This window comes from Zoogloea sp., assembly GCF_028693495.1.
Lineage (GTDB): Bacteria > Pseudomonadota > Gammaproteobacteria > Burkholderiales > Rhodocyclaceae > Zoogloea.
Window position 1 is genome coordinate 1 of record NZ_JAQUVG010000011.1, and the last position, 16299, is coordinate 16299.

Consider the following 16299-nt stretch of genomic DNA (forward strand, 5'->3'; position numbering starts at 1 on the left):
CTCGACGCCGATGGATTCGAAATAGGCCGGAAGCACGTGGTCGGGAAAACCGGGCTGTTTCTGGTCTAGGTTCATCGCAACGATACGGAAATCGATCGGCGCCCGCTCCCGCAGGGCCGTCAGGATGGAAAGGAGCGTGAAGGAGTCCTTGCCACCGGAGCAGCACACCATCACCACATCTCCCTCGGAGATCATGTTGTAGTCACCGATAGCCTCCCCAACCTTGCGCTCAAGAAACTTCTTGAGTTTCAGGAAGGTGTTGGAATGACGGGACTCCTTCTCGGGAGGGAGGCCTGCCCCGGCTGCGGAAGGGCGCACTGCTGTATCCATGATGATCCAATGGCAAAATTATAGTCCGCCCGAATAAACACACCGGCGGATGTTGAAGAATTCAGAGATGGGCGCTGCGCCCGCCGTCCACGGCAATGATCTGCCCGGTCACATAGGGCGCATCAAGAAGCAGGAAGCGCACAGTGCGGGCAATGTCGGCCGGTGAGCCGACCCGCCCGAGAAGCGTGTGAGCCACGATAGCGTCCCGCTCCTCCGGGGAAAACTGGCCATCATCCGGCCATTCAATGGCGCCAGGCGAGACACCATTCACCCGAACCTCCGGGGCCAGCTCCATTGCCAGGGCCCGGGTCAGCCCCAGCAGGCCCGCCTTGGCGGCACAGTACAGGGGGTAGCCTTTCAAGGGACGCTCGGCGTGGATGTCCACGATATTGACGATCGCACCACGGCGGATCTTCAGGTGGGGCGCTACCGCCTGGGACAGGAAAAGGGGCGCCTTGAGGTTGGAGCCGATCAGATCAGTCCAGGCACCCTCGCCAATGTGCCCCAGGGCGGTCGGAAAGAAACTGGAGGCGTTGTTGACCAGCGCATCCAGGGCTCCAAAAGTCTCAAGCACCTCGGCCACAAGACCGGGCAGGCAATCCGTGTCCAGTAAATCGGCCTGAAACACCTGGGCAGAACCGGGGCGCTGACGATTGAACGACTGCACGAGCGCATCAGCGTCCGCTCGCGAGTTGCGGCAGTGGATGGCCAGAAGGGCCCCTGCGCCATGAAGATGCCGGGCAATTTCGGCTCCGACCCGGCGCGCAGCGCCGGTGACGAGAACGACAGGTCCCTGAGAGGAGGTGTTCATGGAATGCCTGGAAGGGTTGGAGAAGCAGACCGTTATGATACGGCGCCATCCCCCTCGACGGTGCACTGCAACGGAAAGGTAGAATGGGACCCTGACCACCCCGGCCCTTCTTCACCGTGTCTTCGCCTGCCATGAAACTGCCCCAGCCCTCGCCAGAAGCCCTCGACCAGAGCGCACGTCTCGTCGCGCGTCTGCGCAGCCTGATCGAAGCCGAAAATGGCTGGATCTCCTTCGCCACTTACATGGCTGAAGCCCTCTACGCCCCCGGCCTGGGGTACTACAGCGGTGGAGCCCGCAAGTTCGGAGCGGGCGGCGACTTCATCACCGCACCGGAACTCACCCCCCTGTTCGGACAGGCCCTGGCCAGCCAGATGCAGCAGATCATGGGTCTGTCCGCGCCTCACATCCTCGAGGCCGGCGCTGGCACCGGACTGCTGGCAGCCGACCTGCTGCTGGAACTAGAGCACCGCGACTGCCTGCCGGAGACTTACAGCATTCTGGAGGTCTCCGCCGAGCTCAAGGAACGCCAGTTCGACACCCTGGCCGAAAAAGCCCCCCACCTGGCCCATCGGGTCCGCTGGCTGGACGGCATGCCGGAACACTTCTCGGGCGCACTGGTGGCCAACGAGGTGCTGGACGTGCTGCCCGTACACCTGATGGCCTGGCGTCCGGAAGGCCTCTTTGAACGGGGCGTGACCCTGGGTGAAGAGGGTTTTGTGTGGGCGGACCAGCCTGCCAGCGGCAGGGTAGCCGAAGCCGCCATGGCCCTGGGGATTCCCTTCCCCTCCGCTGGCGAATACGTCAGCGAACTCAACCTGGCCGGCCGGGCCTGGATTGCCGAATGGGCCGCCCGCATCGACCGGGGCGCCATGCTGCTGGTGGACTACGGTTATCCCCGCGCCGAGTACTACCTGGGCAGCCGCAGTACCGGCACCCTGATGTGCTACTTCCGCCATCATGCCCACGGCGACCCCTTCCTGTGGCCGGGGCTCAACGACATAACGGCCTTCGTGGACTTCACCGCCGCCGCCGAGGCCGGCTTCGAAGCGGGTCTGGACGTGCTCGGTTATACCAACCAGGCAAGCCTGCTGCTGAACTGCGGCGTGCTCGAGTGCCTAGCCCGCCGCGCCCCCGAAGACGGCGTGGACTACATCCGGGCCTCCAAGGCAGTCCAGCGACTGACGGGCCCCCACGAGATGGGCGAACTCTTCAAGGTCATCGCCCTCGGAAAGGGTATCTCCCAGCCGCTGGTGGGTTTCCTGCGGGGAGACCGGCTGCACACCCTCTAGCACCTGGGGCATGACACAGAGGGCCTGCCAGCGCTTGGCCGGCAGGCCCTCCGTCACATCGCCGAGAGGTCCGCAGACCTCTACTCCTGATACAGGTAAACCGCGTTCAGGAAGGCATCTGCATCGGTTGGCACAAAATGCTTCCCGTGACTGGACACAGGAATTTCCTGGAGACCCAGGGCCAGCTCGGGGGGCAGGAGATTGGCGTTGAGGACTTCGTCCCCATAGGCGGCAACCTCGTCGGTCACCGGCTCGCCATAGCTGCGGGCACTGCTTTCCATATCCATGAAGATCACCATTTCGGCCTCCGTCGTGGGGCGGGAAAAAGCTTCCCTTGTTTTTCTTAACGACTGCAGCCTCCGGAAGTTGAGGGGAAGGCCGGCGGAGTATTCCGGTCGTGCTGCCACACAGCGCCGGTCACGCAGCTCCAGCATGCCCCCTCAGAACGCCCAGTGCAGTGAAGGAATGCACAGGCGGCAGCGTTTGGGAGCGTTCTAAAGTCCTTCGAGCTTCAGCCATGCCCGGATCGGGTCGGCCGCCCTGCGCCACTGGGACTCCATCATCATTCCGTGGCCAAGGCCAGGCAGGATCAGGGCCTCCGTATCGTAACGGCGGGCCGTCATGCGGACCTGATCCGGCGGGATCAACACATCATGCTCGGCCCCGAGCACCAGCATCGGCGGCACCTTCATCCGCGACAGGGAGGGCAGGTCAAACAGGGACATGTCCCAGATCGCCCGGTGGGATTCAGGCTGGCAGAGGTGGTAATAACGCTGCAGGCGCTCCATCTCGATCACTTCGTGGAACAGGGCCTGACGCAGCGTCTCCATGTGAGGCTGCCCTCCGCCCATCAGGCGGTTCAGATCCCCGAGCAGATTGGGCCGGGAAAAAGCCAGCCCGAAGGCCGAGCCAAGCAGCCCCTGGGGTGGCACCGACGCCATCAGGACAGCACCGGGCGCTCCGTGCCGCTCCAGATATTTCTGGACCACCATCCCCCCCATGGAATGACCGATCAGCACGGGAGCCACAGGCAGACTGGCCACCACCTCGGCCACGTCGTTCACGTAATCGGCAATCGAGAAGCTGTCCAGATAAGCGCCTCCGCGACTCTTGCCATGACCCGAGAGGGAGACGGCGTAGGCGTGATAACCCTGCTCGGCGAACCAGGAAAGGAAGTACTCGTCCCAGCACCAGGCACCGGTGTACGCCCCATGAACAAAAAGGAGCGGGGTCGCCTGGGCCGCTCCCTCGGGGGAACGATGAATCACTTCGAGCTTGCCGAGACGGGTGCGGTTCATCGGGAGGCTCCCGCTGCGGTGGACAACCGGCGCGGGCTGACGGACTTGGAAATCATGGGCGGTTATGGGACGGGATTTTTGTTGTGGAAAGGAACTTAACCCAGGTGCAGGCGGGAAGAAAGCAGAAAAACTGCAAATGCGCCGGTTTTCGCGGTTAAATCGGTATTTGGATCCTATCGGTACCTTGCAATGCTCAAGTGGTTGCTGGCCATCGTGGTACTGGCGATGATTTCCGGGCTGGGCTCCAGCCTGTCCCCCCGGCGCTGGCGTATCGGATACCTGCCCGGCGACCTGCATTTTCACGTGTTCAGGCGCCACATTCACATTCCCCTCACCAGCACCTTGCTGATGTCGCTGGCCGTCTGGCTGATCGTCCGGAGCTTCTAATTCAGGGGTGCCCGCACCGCAAACACCACGCTGTCGAGCACCCGTCCCTCGCTGGACATCAGCTCCAGCACATGGCGACCCGCTTCAGGCCGCCACCGGACCCGCAGCACCCCGCCATTGCCCGTCGTCCCCGGCAGGCGCTCGCCGTTGAGCCGCCACCAGGCACCGGCAGGGACGTGGGCAGCCTCCAGGGCAATCCGGAACTCCGGATCAACGGCCAGAGGCATCCCATCCACCAGCATGCCATTGGCAGGTACCTGAATGCGCGGCAAGGTCCGGGGAGGGCTCACCCGGTCCACTTCACTGCCCCTGATGAACCATTCCCGACGGGCACTCTCAAGGGGAGGCTCAAAGACAATCAGCGACGACACCACCCCGGGGGGGGGTGCGGGACGCTGGAGCGGCAGGTCGCGGTGAGCCTGGTGCAGCAACTCTTGCCAAAACTGCAGAGCCGACGCAGCCCCTCCCTTCGGAGCGGCCATCCAGAGCACCACCGTGAAGCGCTCGGTGGCACCAGCGATCAGGCTGTCCCGCCCCTCGCCGGCCTGCTGGCGCAGGAGCCAGGGCTGCACTCCGCCTTCCCCATCCGACGGGCTCAGCATGTCGCCGGTGATGAAGGCCGCCTCCGGGCGCAGCAGGCGCCTCGAAGTACGCTCGGGGCCTGGCAGCACCCGTGCCGGTTGCCACTGGCCGCTGCTGGCCAGGCTGCGGTAAAGACTGGCCAGGGGCAACAGGGCCACCTCGGAAGCCACCGTGCGGGCCAACTCCGGATCCACCTGGCGCAGACGCTCGGCCCAGCCCTCCCCCACCATGCGGTAGACCGCCAGGGTCGGTTCAGCCATGCCCTCGGCCAGAGCCCGTCGGGCACTGACCCACAGCCGGTCCTCCGGAGCGGTGGGCGCATGATTGGCGAGGGATTCCTCCAGCAGCGTGGCGGCGGTCAGCAGACGCCTCTCGAGGGCCAGTCCGAATACGAAGGGTGTCAGGAGCCCCCTCGACGGCCGGGGCTGGGCTGCCAGATCGGGGCGCAGACGATCTGCGCCACCGAAATAGGCCACCACCTCCCCCGTATGGTTGTCGAGCACCACGGCGGCCCCATCGGGCGTCCCGGATCGCCTCAGGCTGCTCACCAGGCTGCGCTGAAGCTCTGGGTCGAGCGTCGTCAGCAAGCGCTCCCCGGGATGCCCCAGCAACTGTCTGGCCAGATGAGGCGCCCAGTCCCAGCGCGGCCCCAGATGCTGCCGGTCGAGAGTGGCCTGGGCCAGGCGCTGGGCCTGCGCGCAGGCCCCCGGGGCTCCGATGCGTCCGGCCAGCACGCAGGCCCGGTGGGCCACAACGTCGGACCGGGCATTCGGACCGCGTAGCAGCACCGCCAGCACAAGGGCTTCGGGCCGGCCCAGCTCAGCCGGGGTTTTACCGAAAAAAGCCCGGGAAGCCGCATGAACGCCCTGCAGGTCCCCCCGGAAGGGCGCCAGGTTGAGGTAAGCCTCCAGGATCTGCTCCTTGGTCCAGCGGGCCTCCAAGGCCTGGGCGGCGAGTGCCTGATCCCACTTCTGGCCGATGGAGCGCCGCGGCGCTCCATCCCGGCCCAGGGCGAGCTCCGGATCCAGCAGTCCGGCCAGCTGCATCGACAAGGTGGAGGCGCCACGTTTTCGGTCGTACCACAGGTTGTGCCACAGGGCGGCGACAAAGGCCCGCCAATCCACGCCGGAGTGCTCGTAGAAGCGTTTGTCCTCGGCTGCCAGCAGCGCCTCCTTGAGGGCTGGAGACAGGCTCTGGAGGGCAACCCATTCCAGGCGCCGGACCCGAAGGTTCAAGCGCAGCTCCGACAGGGGAGAGCCATCCCGGCCCAGCAGCACCGCAGAAGACGGAGGGGTACCAGCCTTGACCTCAGCAAAGGCGGGAATGGGCTGGACCGCCCAGGCTCCCGAGGTGAGACACCCCAGCATCACCAGGGGCAGTAGCCTCAGCCAGGGGAGCAGACGGTGAACGGAATACGTCGCGGACATGGGAGACAGCAATTTTATGCCGCCGTCCAGAAGACGCAACGAAAGATTAATCGTGGCGCCCCCCGGCGGCATCCACCTGACCGAGGGCACGCACAGCCCTGACCCGGGCCCCATGGACCTCGGCGGGAATCCGTGATTTGTCCGTCAGTCCCCGGGCAATCGCGCCGGCATCCACCCCCCGCATGGCCGCCAGGGCCGCCAGCAACCGGGCCTGCTGGGGATAGGGGCAGGTCTCGTCGCCGCTCCGCCCCCGGTAGGCGGCGGCACAGGCTGCCAGCATCTGCTGGAAGCGCTCCGGCCGGCGCAGGCCGTCACACCGTTCAATCAGGCCAACCGTGGTTTCCGGCCGCAACTGCAGGGCCTGATGGACGATGCCATGTTCCCGGGCAGTCATCAGGGCCAGATCACGACACTCCGCCGGACACTTGAGACGCTCGCAGACCTGCCGGGCCAGTCGCTCACTGGCCACCTCATGACCGTCGTGGTGGGGTAGCACGTGCTCAGGCGTCACTCCTTTGCCCAGATCGTGAAGCAGGCAGGCAAAGCGCACCGGGAGAGATTCGCCACGGGTCGCCGCCTGATCGAGCACCCGCAGCAGATGGGTGCCGCACTCCCCCTCCGGGTGGTACTGCAGGGGCTGGGGCACCCCGAACAGCCGGTCCAGTTCGGGCAGCAGGCGGCCCAGGGCACCACACTCCCGCAATACCTGGATCATCCTGGAGGGACGAGCCTCCATCAGCCCCTTGGCGAGCTCCTGCCAGACCCGCTCGGGCACCAGGGCATCCACTTCACCCTGGGCCACCATCCCGCGCATCAGCGCGAGGGTTTCCGGTGCCACCGAAAAATCGCTAAAACGGGCCGCAAAACGGGCTAGCCGGAGAATGCGTACCGGATCCTCGGCAAAGGCCGGGCTCACATGACGGAAGATCCGGGCAGTCAGGTCGGCCTGGCCACCGTGGGGGTCCACCAGCACGCCCTCCTCGTCACGGGCCATCGCGTTGATGGTCAGGTCACGGCGGATGAGGTCCTCCTCCAGACTGACCGCCGGATCGGTATGAAAAACGAAGCCCGCATAGCCCGGTGCCGTCTTGCGCTCGGTCCGGGCCAAGGCGTATTCCTCCTGGGTCCGGGGATGCAGGAACACCGGAAAATCCTTGCCCACCGGCCGGTAGCCCCGGGCGACCAGCGCCTCTGGGGTCGCGCCGACGACAACCCAGTCCCGATCCTTCACCGGCAGGCCCAGAAGTTCATCCCGGATGGCACCCCCGACACAGTAGATCCTCATGGCCGGTGGAGCTGATAGCCGGCAAAACGGCAGCGCTTGTTGGCCTTGCCCAGATAGGTGGGAGCGATGGTTTCGAGGGGAGTCGGCGTCCTGCCCCAGGGCTGGGCGGGGCCGCTGGCCACGTTGTCGGCACGCATCGAGCGTACATTGTCCCGGCTCATCAGCGTGACCGGCAGCATTTCCAGGAAGCCCGCCTGCAGCATGGCCAGGCCTTCGGGGAGAGGCAGCACGGGACGACGGCAGCCCGTCAGGTCTCCCACATACTCCACCAGCTCCTGCAGGGTGTACTGGCGGGGACCTGCCATTTCGTAAATCTGGCCGACCGCATCCTCACGCTGCAGGGACTCGGCCACCACATCGGCCACATCCTCCACGTAGACCGGCTGAAAACGGGCCTTCGCTCCGCCCAGGGGCAACAGAGGAAAGCGCCTGACCAGGCTGGCAAAGAGGTTGAGGAAGCTGTCACCAGGCCCGAAGATCACCGAGGGACGCAGGATCGTCCAGGCCATCTCCGGCCCGCTGGCTCGAATGACGGCTTCGCCAGCGGCCTTGGAGCGCTGGTATTCGGAGGGACCATCAGGCCCGGCACCAAGGGCGCTCACGTGGACGATGCGCTGGACCCCGGCCTGGTGAGCCGCCGCAACGATGCGGGTGGGCAGCTCCACATGGGCCCTGGCAAAGTCGGAACCGTAAGGCGCGCCGGAACGGGAGTGCAGGACGCCCACCAGGCTCACCACCGCATCCACCCCCACCATCAGGCGAGCAAGGGTCGCGGGATCAAACACATCCGCCTCGACGACGTCGGCCGTCGGCAGGGGCAGCAGGTGACGGGCCCGGACACGCCGACGGGTCGGGATGAGCAGCTCGATGCCTTCCCGGGCCAGCCGGCTGGCAATGGCAGAACCGACAAAACCGCTGCCACCGATGAGCAGCACCTTACGAATGGAATTCATGACGTTCTCCTCGAGGTTTTCCTGGGCGTTCGGAGTCCAGGAACAACAAAGAATTCCCGTTGGCGCTCCTTATTCGAGTCCCGCCCCCGGAGCGGGGCTGGCATAGCCCGAGAAGTCGCCGTTGCTCGGGGAAATGGTACCCAGACGGGCCTTGAGGGAAGGCGCACGCCCTTCAAGCAGGGCACTGTAGATCACCGCGTTGGCCATCACCTTCTTGACGTAATCCCGGGTCTCGCCAAAAGGAATGGTTTCGGCGTAAATCGCTCCCTCCAGGGGCTTTGCGTCCTTCCAGCGTTTGGCCCGGCCGGGCCCCGCGTTGTAGGCTGCAGAGGCCAGAACCGGGTGGTTGTCCAGACCTTCGAGGACCATCCGCATGTACGTGGTGCCAAACATTACATTGGTATCCGGATCACGCAGCCAGCTCACGTTGTAGCCTTTCATGCCCAGTTTGCCGGCAATCCACTGGCCGGTGGACGGCATCACCTGCATGAGGCCCTGGGCGCCCACGCTGGAACGGGCAGAGGTGATGAAACGGCTTTCCTGGCGCATCAGACCGTACACCCAGGCGGTATCCAGATCCCGGCTGCGCGCATTCGGCTCGATGCGCTCGCGGTGGGGCGTCAGGTAACGCAGGCTGTAGTCGTGTTCATTGCGGGTCCGGTCAGCCGCGTAGATGGCCCGGTCATAGATGCCCAGGTCCTGGGCCAGTTGGGCCGCAGCCAGCAGGAAACGGTCATCCTTGTTGCGCAGGGTCCAGTTCCATTCCCGGATACCCTCGGTGCGCATGTCCAGACGAAGCAGCGCCAGGGCACGCTGCAGGCCCGGCGTCTGACGCACCTGCTCGAGCTCGTCACGGTGGATCGCGCGCGCTTTGCTCGGCAGGGTAAAGACCCGACCAAGTTCTTCGTCAGCGAGGATGGAATAGAAGGTCGGATGGCCGGCGATGCGCTCGAAGGCCTTGCGGGCCCCCTCCCGCTGACCCAGGGCCTGGAGCGCCCTGCCATACCAGTAGGACCAGTCGGGCAGATCCCGCTGGCCCGGAGCCATCGCCTCGACGCCTGCCCGGACCGTCTTCCAGTCGCCAGCCCGCAGCGCTGCGCGGACCCGCCAGGCCGCCTGTTCGTCGCTCATGGGTGTATCACCCGCAGCCTTGAACCACTCATGGGCCTCGGGCTGCAACTTGCTTGCCGCCTGCCACGCAATCTGGCCCAAGGCATAGCTGCGCTCCTCGGCGGAAAAACGCTCATCCAGCCGGGCGTAGCGCAGATAGGCCCCCTTGGGATCATCCCGGGCCACCCGGACCAAGGCGATCAGGGCCAGTTCCCGGCCGGGGCGACTGACCGCAAAGTTGGCAGGCATGCGATCGAGCCAGACTGCAGGATTGCTGCCTGCCCGCTCCAGATCGGACGGCAGGGGGGCCTGCTCGGGAGGCAACCAGGCCGCCACGGCCCTGGCGCCACTCAAGCGCTTGGCCTCCATCAGGCGCCGGACACGCAGCCAAATCTCATCGGGGCTGACCAGCGCTTCCTGAACCAGCGCGCGCAGCACGGGGATGCAGCTCTCGGGTGTATCCACGAGGGAGAACCACAAGGGCCGCACCTCGGCCAGCACCACGGGATCACCACTGCTGATGCGAACCTGGTGCTGATAACACTGGAGATCCTGCTCCGGCTGCTGCAGCTCGGAATACTCGGCGATGAAACGCCCCCACTCATTCCGCTTGCCCAGACCACGCAGCCACTCACCCCGAAGCTTCTCGGCCAGCCAGCTGTCCCGGTTGCGCTCAAGAAAATCCTTCAGGCGGGCCGGATCCGCCTCGTTGCGGGCAAGCTGGCTGGACAGGACCCAGTATTCTGGGTACGGGTCGAGGACGTGCCCCGTGGGCTGGGCCTGGGAGGCCAGGCGCACCCGGTCACCGGCCCGGGCGGCGTCCTTGGCCAGCAAGATGCGCTCATCCCCCGGGTCGCCGCCAGCGGGCATGGCCATCCACAGGACTGCCGCCAACGCGGCCCACAGGCTATTCTTCATCGTCTTGTGTCTTGCCACGCTTCACGCCCCACCAAAAATGCCGCCGGAGAATAGCACAGTGCTGCCCCCTGCCAGCCCCCCGGAAACAGAGATTGCTGCATTGCGCAAACGCCTGCGCCAGGAACGCCTGGCCGCCCGGGAGGCCCTCCCGGCAGAGCAGCGTCAGGAACTAACCCGCCACCTGGAAAAAAACCTCGACGCCCTTCTGGATCACCTGGCGCCCCGTCGGCTGGCCTTCTGCTGGCCGTGGCGGGCAGAGGCTGACCTGGTGGCCTGGGTCAGCCGCTGGCTGGCAGCCGACCCAGGCCGCCAGGCCGCCCTGCCGGTCGTGCGCCAGCCCGGACACACCATGGAATTTCTCGCCTGGGAACCGGATGCCGCGATGGACACGGACCACCATGGCATACCGATCCCTGCAAAGCAGGTGGTGATTCAGCCGGAAGTGGTGTTGGTACCCCTCAACGCCTTCGACGCGGCAGGCTTTCGCCTCGGCTACGGAGGAGGCTATTTTGACCGGACCCTGGCTGCGCTGAGACCCGCTCCGGTCTGCGTGGGGATCGCCTTTGAACTGGCCCGGGCCGCAAGCACCTGGCCGCAGACCCACGACCACCCCATGGACTGGATCGTCACCGAGGGAGGAGCCTGGGCTGCCCAGCGGGACTGAGGGTCAGCGGACGACCGGCCGCACCCCCTGCAGGGGACTGGACAGGATGGCCTGACGGATCACGTCGATGGCGCCACTGCGGGGATAGGTCACCCGCCACGCCAGCGCAATCCGGCGGAAAGGTTCGGGCGCCTCGAAGGGGCGCACGGTCAGGAGTGGATTACCTCCCGGCAACGGGTCGGCGGCGCTGCTGGGGAGCACCGTGACGCCGGCCCCGGTGGCCACCATGTGACGTATGGTCTCCAGGGAGCTGCCCTCCAGGGTGCGCTGCAGCCCTTCGCCGCCGCGGCACAGTGGGCAGACTTCCAGCACCTGATCCCGGAAGCAGTTGCCGGACCCGAGTAGCAAGAGGGGCGCTTCAGCCAGCTGGGTGGCAGAAACGGACTCTTTCTGCTCCCACGGGTGACCAGCAGGAAGCAGCACCCGGAAAGGCTCGTCATAGACCGCCTGAGTCACGATCCCCGGCTCCTCGAAGGGCAGTGCGATGACAATGACATCCAACTCACCGCGCTTGAGGGACTCGGCGAGGCGGGCCGTGTAGTTTTCCTGAATCAGCAGGGGCATCGACGGCGCGGCCGCGTGGACCCGGGGAATCAGATGGGGCAGCAGATAGGGGCCGATGGTGTAGATCACCCCCAGCTTGAGGGGACCGGACAGGGGGTCGCGACCGGCAGTGGCGATTTCCTTGATCTGACCGGCCTCCAGAAGCACCTTCTCGGCCTGGGCCACGATGCGGGCGCCGATATCGGTGATCTTCACATCGGCTGCGCTACGTTCAAAGAGGGTGACGTTCAGCTCGTCCTCCAGCTTCTTGATAGCAACCGAGAGGGTCGGTTGGCTGACGTTGCAGCGCTCGGCCGCATGGCCAAAGTGACGCTCCCGGGCCAGGGCGACGAGATAACGGAGGTCGGTCAGGGTCATGATTCACACCCACAATGACGATAGTGATTAACTATATACACAACACGCCCCCTGCGGGTGTCCGATTTGCCGATCACGCCCGGAGCCCCCTTGCACCGGCAGGGAAAGCCCCCACTTTTGTAATCATTTGTAGGACCGGGGAACAGGACGCTTTCTCCCGCGTCCACCCCCTCCGTCAAGAACCAAGGAGCAACGCATGAAATCTGCCGTGGTCCGCCCCACCCTCGTCTTCTCTGCCCTGTGCCTGGCCCTGGCAGGATGCCTGCAGGAAGAGGGCGCAATCCCCTCCTCCCACGCCGCCAACGGCACATCGGTCGTCGTCCCCGCAGCCCCGGCCGCAGCAGCGCCTCCCAGTGCCAGCCGCTACGGTCTCCCGGACTTTTCCGGACTGGTGGACCAGGTGGGGCCGGCTGTGGTGAATATCAGCGTGACCCAGAAGGTATCGCGGGGTGGCGTGTCCGGCGAAGACCCCCTTGCCGAGGACCCCCTCTACGATTTCCTGCGCCGTTTCGGGGTTCCGGTGCCGGGGATGCCTGGCAACCGGGGCGGGCGGATGCCCGAACAGATCCAGCAGGGGGTAGGTTCCGGCTTCATCGTCAGTCCCGACGGCTACGTGCTGACCAACGCCCACGTGGTCGATGGCGCCAGTGAAGTCACAGTCAAGCTGACGGATAAACGGGACTTCAAGGCCAAGGTGGTGGGTACCGACAAACGGACCGATGTGGCGCTGCTCAAGATCGATGCCACCGGCCTGCCCTTCGTCAGGACCGGCGATGCCGAGAAGGTCAGGGTGGGCGAATGGGTCGTCGCCATGGGCTCGCCGTTCGGCTTCGAGAACACGGTCACCGCCGGCATCATCAGCGCCAAGGCCCGCCGCCTGCCGGACGAAAACTACGTGCCTTTCCTCCAGACCGACGTGGCCATCAATCCGGGCAACTCCGGCGGCCCCCTGTTCAATCTGGCGGGCGAGGTCATCGGCATCAACTCCCAGATCTACTCCCGTTCCGGCGGCTTCATGGGCATCTCCTTTGCGATCCCCATCGATGTCGCCATGAAGGTCAAGGATCAGCTCCAGAAATACGGCAAGGTTTCCCGCGGCCGCCTGGGGGTCAGCATCCAGGGCATGGATGCCGAGCTGGCCCAGAACTTTGGACTCGACAAGCCTGGCGGCGCCCTGGTGGCCAACGTGGAACCCGGATCCCCCGCCGAGAAGGGCGGCCTCCTGCCGGGAGATGTCGTCACCGCCGTCAACGGCCAAAGGGTAGACAACTCCGCCGATCTGCCGAGGATCATTGGCGAACAAAAACCCGGCACAGCCGTACGCTTGTCGGTCTGGCGCGATCGCAAGAGCCGGGAAATCAGCATCACCCTCGGCGAGCAGGCCAGCGAAAGGGCCCTGGCCGCCGCCCCCGAGCGCAAAAGCGAGGGTGGCAGCAGCAAGCTGGGCCTGACCGGGCGGGCGCTGACCGCCCAGGAAGCCTCCCGCCTGGGCGTCCCCGGTGGCATCGTCGTGGAAAACACCAGCGGCCCCTCGGCCAAGGCGGGCCTGCAGTCCGGAGACGTGATCCTCGGCATCAACAACCAGGCCATCACGAGCATCGAGCAATTCCGCAAGTTGCTTGATGCCGCCGGCAACCGCTTCGCTCTGCTGGTCCAGCGTGGTGGCAGCCGGATCTTCGTGGCGGTCCGTCTGTCCTGACGCGCGCGCTCCGGGGAAGGGGCTGTCGGCAGCCGATTCCCCGGAAAGTGATCCAGCACACAGGTTTTCCGTTGCAGCCTGCACGTTGAGACAGAGAACTGCCCCTTATAATCGGGCGCTGGGGTGAGGGAATATTCCGGGAGCACCCCTTCTGTCATAACAAGAAAACCATGCCCCTGCTGCCTCTCCGGTCAGCCAGACGACTGGCTCTGGCCTGCCTGGCGCCATTCCTCTGTACCGTGAGCCATCGCGGCCTGGCCGAGGAGGCTCCGTTTTTCGAGGACCTGCCTACGGTCCTGTCTGCATCGCGCCTGCCGCAGGCCCTCAACGAAGCGCCGGGTGCCGTCACCATCCTCGACCGGGAATTCATTCAGGCCACCGGTTACCGGGACATCGCCCGCCTGCTGCGTCTGGTGCCGGGCATGCAGATCGGCCAGGAGCGCGGCCACTCCCAGTGGGTCACTTACCACGGTCTGGGCAGTGACTACCCCACCGAGATCCAGGTGCTGGTGGACGGTCGGTCGGTTTATTCCCCCAGCGCCTTCGGCGGGGTAGACTGGTCTGCCCTCCCCCTGACCCTCCAGGAGATCGAACGCATTGAGGTTGTGCGCGGCACCAACTCCAATGCCTATGGTGCCAATGCCTTCCTGGGTGTGATCAACATCATCACCCGCCACAGTCACCAGGAGCGGGGAGCCTCCGCTCAGGTAACGGCCGGCAACCGGGGCATCCGCGACCAGCACGCCAGTTGGACCGGGGGGGGCGACGGGCTTGGTGTCCGGCTCTCCGCCGCCCAGTTGCAGGACAAAGGCTTCCAGAACCTGAACGACGATCGCAGCAGCCAGACCGTCACCCTGCGCAGTGACTACCGGCTGAACGGGCTGGACGAAGTGAGCCTGTGGATGGGCTACAACCGGCTCGAACGGGGCATGGGCTATCAAGACTCCCTTTACGGCAACAACGCCGAACGGACGGCAGGCAGCGAGAGTGCCACCTTTCACCTGTCCTGGCGCCGGACCCTGAGCGCCGACGAGGAATGGCTGGTGAATTTTTATCGCAACCAGGAAAACAGCCGGGATCGCTGGCGGGCTGCGGCTCCGGGCTACGCCGACGTCCCCCTGGACCGGAGCCGCTCCAGCCACCGGACCAATCTGGAAATTCAGCACCGCCTGGCCCTGAACGCCCATACCCGCCTGGTCTGGGGCCTGGAGGCCCGGCGTGACCACAGCGATGCACCGGGCCTGTTCGCCGGAGGCAAGCCACCGCGGGCCGAGCTTTACCGGGCCTTTTCCAACCTGGACTGGCGCATCACCCCCAACTGGCAGCTCAACCTGGGGGGGCTCCTCGAGAAGAACGGGGATGTCGTGCCCCAGTTCATCCCCCGGGTCTTCGTCAACTGGCAGGCCGGTCAGGGCCACACCTTCCGGGCCGGTTACGCCCGTGCCTGGCAACAGCGCAATCTCTTTGAACTGTACGGAGACGTACGCGCTTATTCCGGCCCGGGCGAACGTTCCCGCCCGATCGCCTGGCCCTACGTTCCCAACCCAAATCTGCGCACCCCCCGGGTGGACACCGTCGAGGTCGGCTACCTGGGACGCCTGCCCTCCATGGACAGCACCCTGGACATCCGCATCTTCAACGAGCGGATAGCCGATTTCGTGGTCCGGGAGAACACGACTTCCCCGATCGGTGCGCTGGCCATCCCGCTGCCCTCCTCACGGTTCGTGAACCTGGACTCGTCCATCGTGCTGAGGGGGATCGAATACCAGCTCCGGACACGGCCGCGCCCGGGTACCGAGCTCCTGTTCAGCCACAGCCTGATCGACCGGCAAACGGACGACCCCCAGATGAGCAAGCGGGCCGCTCCCTATGCAGCCAGCTTCACCTGGCTGCAGAATTACGGGAACGGCTGGCGCAGCACGGCCAGCCTCCTGCGCATGGGCCCCCTCGCCGGGGGATACGGCTACGTACCCGGCTGCGACTACCTGGCCCGGGCCTACACCAGCCTGGATCTGCGACTTGCCAAAAGCTTCCGGATGGAAGGCCGGCGAGTGGACATGGCCATCAACGGAATCAACCTGGGGGAAAGACACCAGGAGATCGCCGACCGCTCCGAACAGTGCCTGTCCAGGAACATCAGCAAGCCAGCCAACCCTGCGGCAAGCACGGTGTGGCTGTCGGTGGCAGTGGAGCTCTGAGGCTGCCCTGAGGAAAGGGTCGAACGGACCCTTCCTCCTTGCCAGGCGCGAGCCTTCAACTGCTTTCCGTTCCCACCGTCTTGCGGATGAAGAGCGCCTTTTGAACATCGGTCACCCACACCAGGCCGTCACCCGTCTGACCCGTGGTGGCCACCTGAACGATGTGATCCAGGAGGAGATCCACCATCTCATCCGGCGCGATGATCTCCACCCGCACCTTGTCGGTGAAATCGGTAAGCTCCTCCTTGATGTTGTGAGGCACGTGGCGAACGGTCGAACCACAACCCAGTGCCTTGCTGATCGTCATCCCCGGGAAGCCCGGCAGTGCCCGCAGCACTTCCCGTAGACGCGGGATCTTCTGGGGGCGAATGATGGCGCGAATTTCCTTCATGTGCGTGTCCTTCCTTTAAAGGCGGGCCCCTCTGGG

14 protein-coding genes and 1 pseudogene are annotated in these 16299 nt (G+C 65.4%); 5 read left to right on the top strand and 10 right to left on the bottom strand.

Annotated features, from left to right (window positions below; all coding sequences use genetic code 11):
- Together PHD22_RS03365 and PHD22_RS03370 are read right to left on the bottom strand one after the other, a co-directional pair.
- Positions 1 to 330: pseudogene (locus PHD22_RS03365) on the bottom strand (tRNA 2-thiocytidine(32) synthetase TtcA); the annotation flags it as partial.
- A 61-nt stretch (positions 331 to 391) separates the two neighbouring features.
- On the bottom strand, positions 392 to 1141 hold the full coding sequence (locus PHD22_RS03370; protein ID WP_299862285.1) for a pteridine reductase: 750 nt from the start codon (positions 1139 to 1141) through the stop codon (positions 392 to 394).
- A 131-nt stretch (positions 1142 to 1272) separates the two neighbouring features.
- On the opposite strand from PHD22_RS03370, the gene PHD22_RS03375 reads away from it, so the two are divergent.
- A complete protein-coding gene (locus PHD22_RS03375; RefSeq protein ID WP_299862288.1) occupies positions 1273 to 2430 on the top strand; it encodes an SAM-dependent methyltransferase in 1158 nt (385 codons plus the stop codon).
- An 80-nt stretch (positions 2431 to 2510) separates the two neighbouring features.
- On the opposite strand, the gene PHD22_RS03380 is transcribed toward PHD22_RS03375, so the two are convergent.
- Together PHD22_RS03380 and PHD22_RS03385 are read right to left on the bottom strand one after the other, a co-directional pair.
- Positions 2511 to 2729, bottom strand: a complete 219-nt coding sequence (locus PHD22_RS03380) for a hypothetical protein (protein WP_299862291.1) — start codon at positions 2727 to 2729, stop codon at positions 2511 to 2513.
- A gap of 195 nt (positions 2730 to 2924) precedes the next feature.
- Entirely contained in the window at positions 2925 to 3728 is an 804-nt protein-coding gene (locus tag PHD22_RS03385; RefSeq protein ID WP_299862294.1) for an alpha/beta hydrolase, read from the bottom strand.
- A gap of 189 nt (positions 3729 to 3917) precedes the next feature.
- Here PHD22_RS03385 and PHD22_RS03390 point away from each other — a divergent pair, with 189 nt between their 5' ends.
- The gene (locus PHD22_RS03390) at positions 3918 to 4115 is read left to right on the top strand and encodes a DUF2905 domain-containing protein (RefSeq protein WP_299862297.1); all 198 of its coding nucleotides are present in this window, start codon (positions 3918 to 3920) and stop codon (positions 4113 to 4115) included.
- On the opposite strand, the gene PHD22_RS03395 is transcribed toward PHD22_RS03390, so the two are convergent.
- From PHD22_RS03395 to PHD22_RS03410, 4 genes are all read right to left on the bottom strand, one after another.
- The gene (locus PHD22_RS03395; RefSeq protein WP_299862300.1) at positions 4112 to 6124 is read right to left on the bottom strand and encodes a transglycosylase domain-containing protein; all 2013 of its coding nucleotides are present in this window, start codon (positions 6122 to 6124) and stop codon (positions 4112 to 4114) included. The two genes, PHD22_RS03390 and PHD22_RS03395, sit on opposite strands and share 4 nt — an antisense overlap.
- Before the next feature lie 46 nt (positions 6125 to 6170).
- Positions 6171 to 7409, bottom strand: a complete 1239-nt coding sequence (locus tag PHD22_RS03400) for a multifunctional CCA addition/repair protein (RefSeq protein ID WP_299862303.1) — start codon at positions 7407 to 7409, stop codon at positions 6171 to 6173.
- Positions 7406 to 8362 carry a complex I NDUFA9 subunit family protein gene (locus PHD22_RS03405; RefSeq protein ID WP_299862306.1) on the bottom strand — a complete coding sequence of 319 codons (957 nt, stop codon included), beginning with the start codon at positions 8360 to 8362 and terminating at the stop codon, positions 7406 to 7408. The genes PHD22_RS03400 and PHD22_RS03405 overlap by 4 nt, the downstream gene beginning before the upstream one ends.
- A 69-nt stretch (positions 8363 to 8431) precedes the next feature.
- On the bottom strand, positions 8432 to 10390 hold the full coding sequence (locus PHD22_RS03410) for a lytic transglycosylase domain-containing protein (RefSeq protein ID WP_299862309.1): 1959 nt from the start codon (positions 10388 to 10390) through the stop codon (positions 8432 to 8434).
- 58 nt (positions 10391 to 10448) lie between these two features.
- Between PHD22_RS03410 and PHD22_RS03415 the strand changes: the two genes are divergently transcribed.
- Positions 10449 to 11054 carry a 5-formyltetrahydrofolate cyclo-ligase gene (locus PHD22_RS03415; protein WP_366520676.1) on the top strand — a complete coding sequence of 202 codons (606 nt, stop codon included), beginning with the start codon at positions 10449 to 10451 and terminating at the stop codon, positions 11052 to 11054.
- Positions 11055 to 11057: 3 nt separating this feature from the next.
- Here PHD22_RS03415 and PHD22_RS03420 read toward each other — a convergent pair whose 3' ends face one another.
- On the bottom strand, positions 11058 to 11975 hold the full coding sequence (locus PHD22_RS03420; RefSeq protein ID WP_299862312.1) for a hydrogen peroxide-inducible genes activator: 918 nt from the start codon (positions 11973 to 11975) through the stop codon (positions 11058 to 11060).
- Between the two features lie 196 nt (positions 11976 to 12171).
- Here PHD22_RS03420 and PHD22_RS03425 point away from each other — a divergent pair, with 196 nt between their 5' ends.
- The gene (locus PHD22_RS03425; RefSeq protein ID WP_299862315.1) at positions 12172 to 13674 is read left to right on the top strand and encodes a DegQ family serine endoprotease; all 1503 of its coding nucleotides are present in this window, start codon (positions 12172 to 12174) and stop codon (positions 13672 to 13674) included.
- Between the two features lie 170 nt (positions 13675 to 13844).
- Complete coding sequence (locus tag PHD22_RS03430; protein ID WP_299862318.1) at positions 13845 to 15872, top strand: TonB-dependent receptor; 2028 nt, start codon at positions 13845 to 13847, stop codon at positions 15870 to 15872.
- Between the two features lie 55 nt (positions 15873 to 15927).
- Here PHD22_RS03430 and PHD22_RS03435 read toward each other — a convergent pair whose 3' ends face one another.
- Positions 15928 to 16263 (bottom strand): P-II family nitrogen regulator, encoded by a 336-nt coding sequence (locus PHD22_RS03435; protein ID WP_299862321.1) that lies wholly within the window; start codon positions 16261 to 16263, stop codon positions 15928 to 15930.
- Positions 16264 to 16299: the final 36 nt, after the last annotated feature.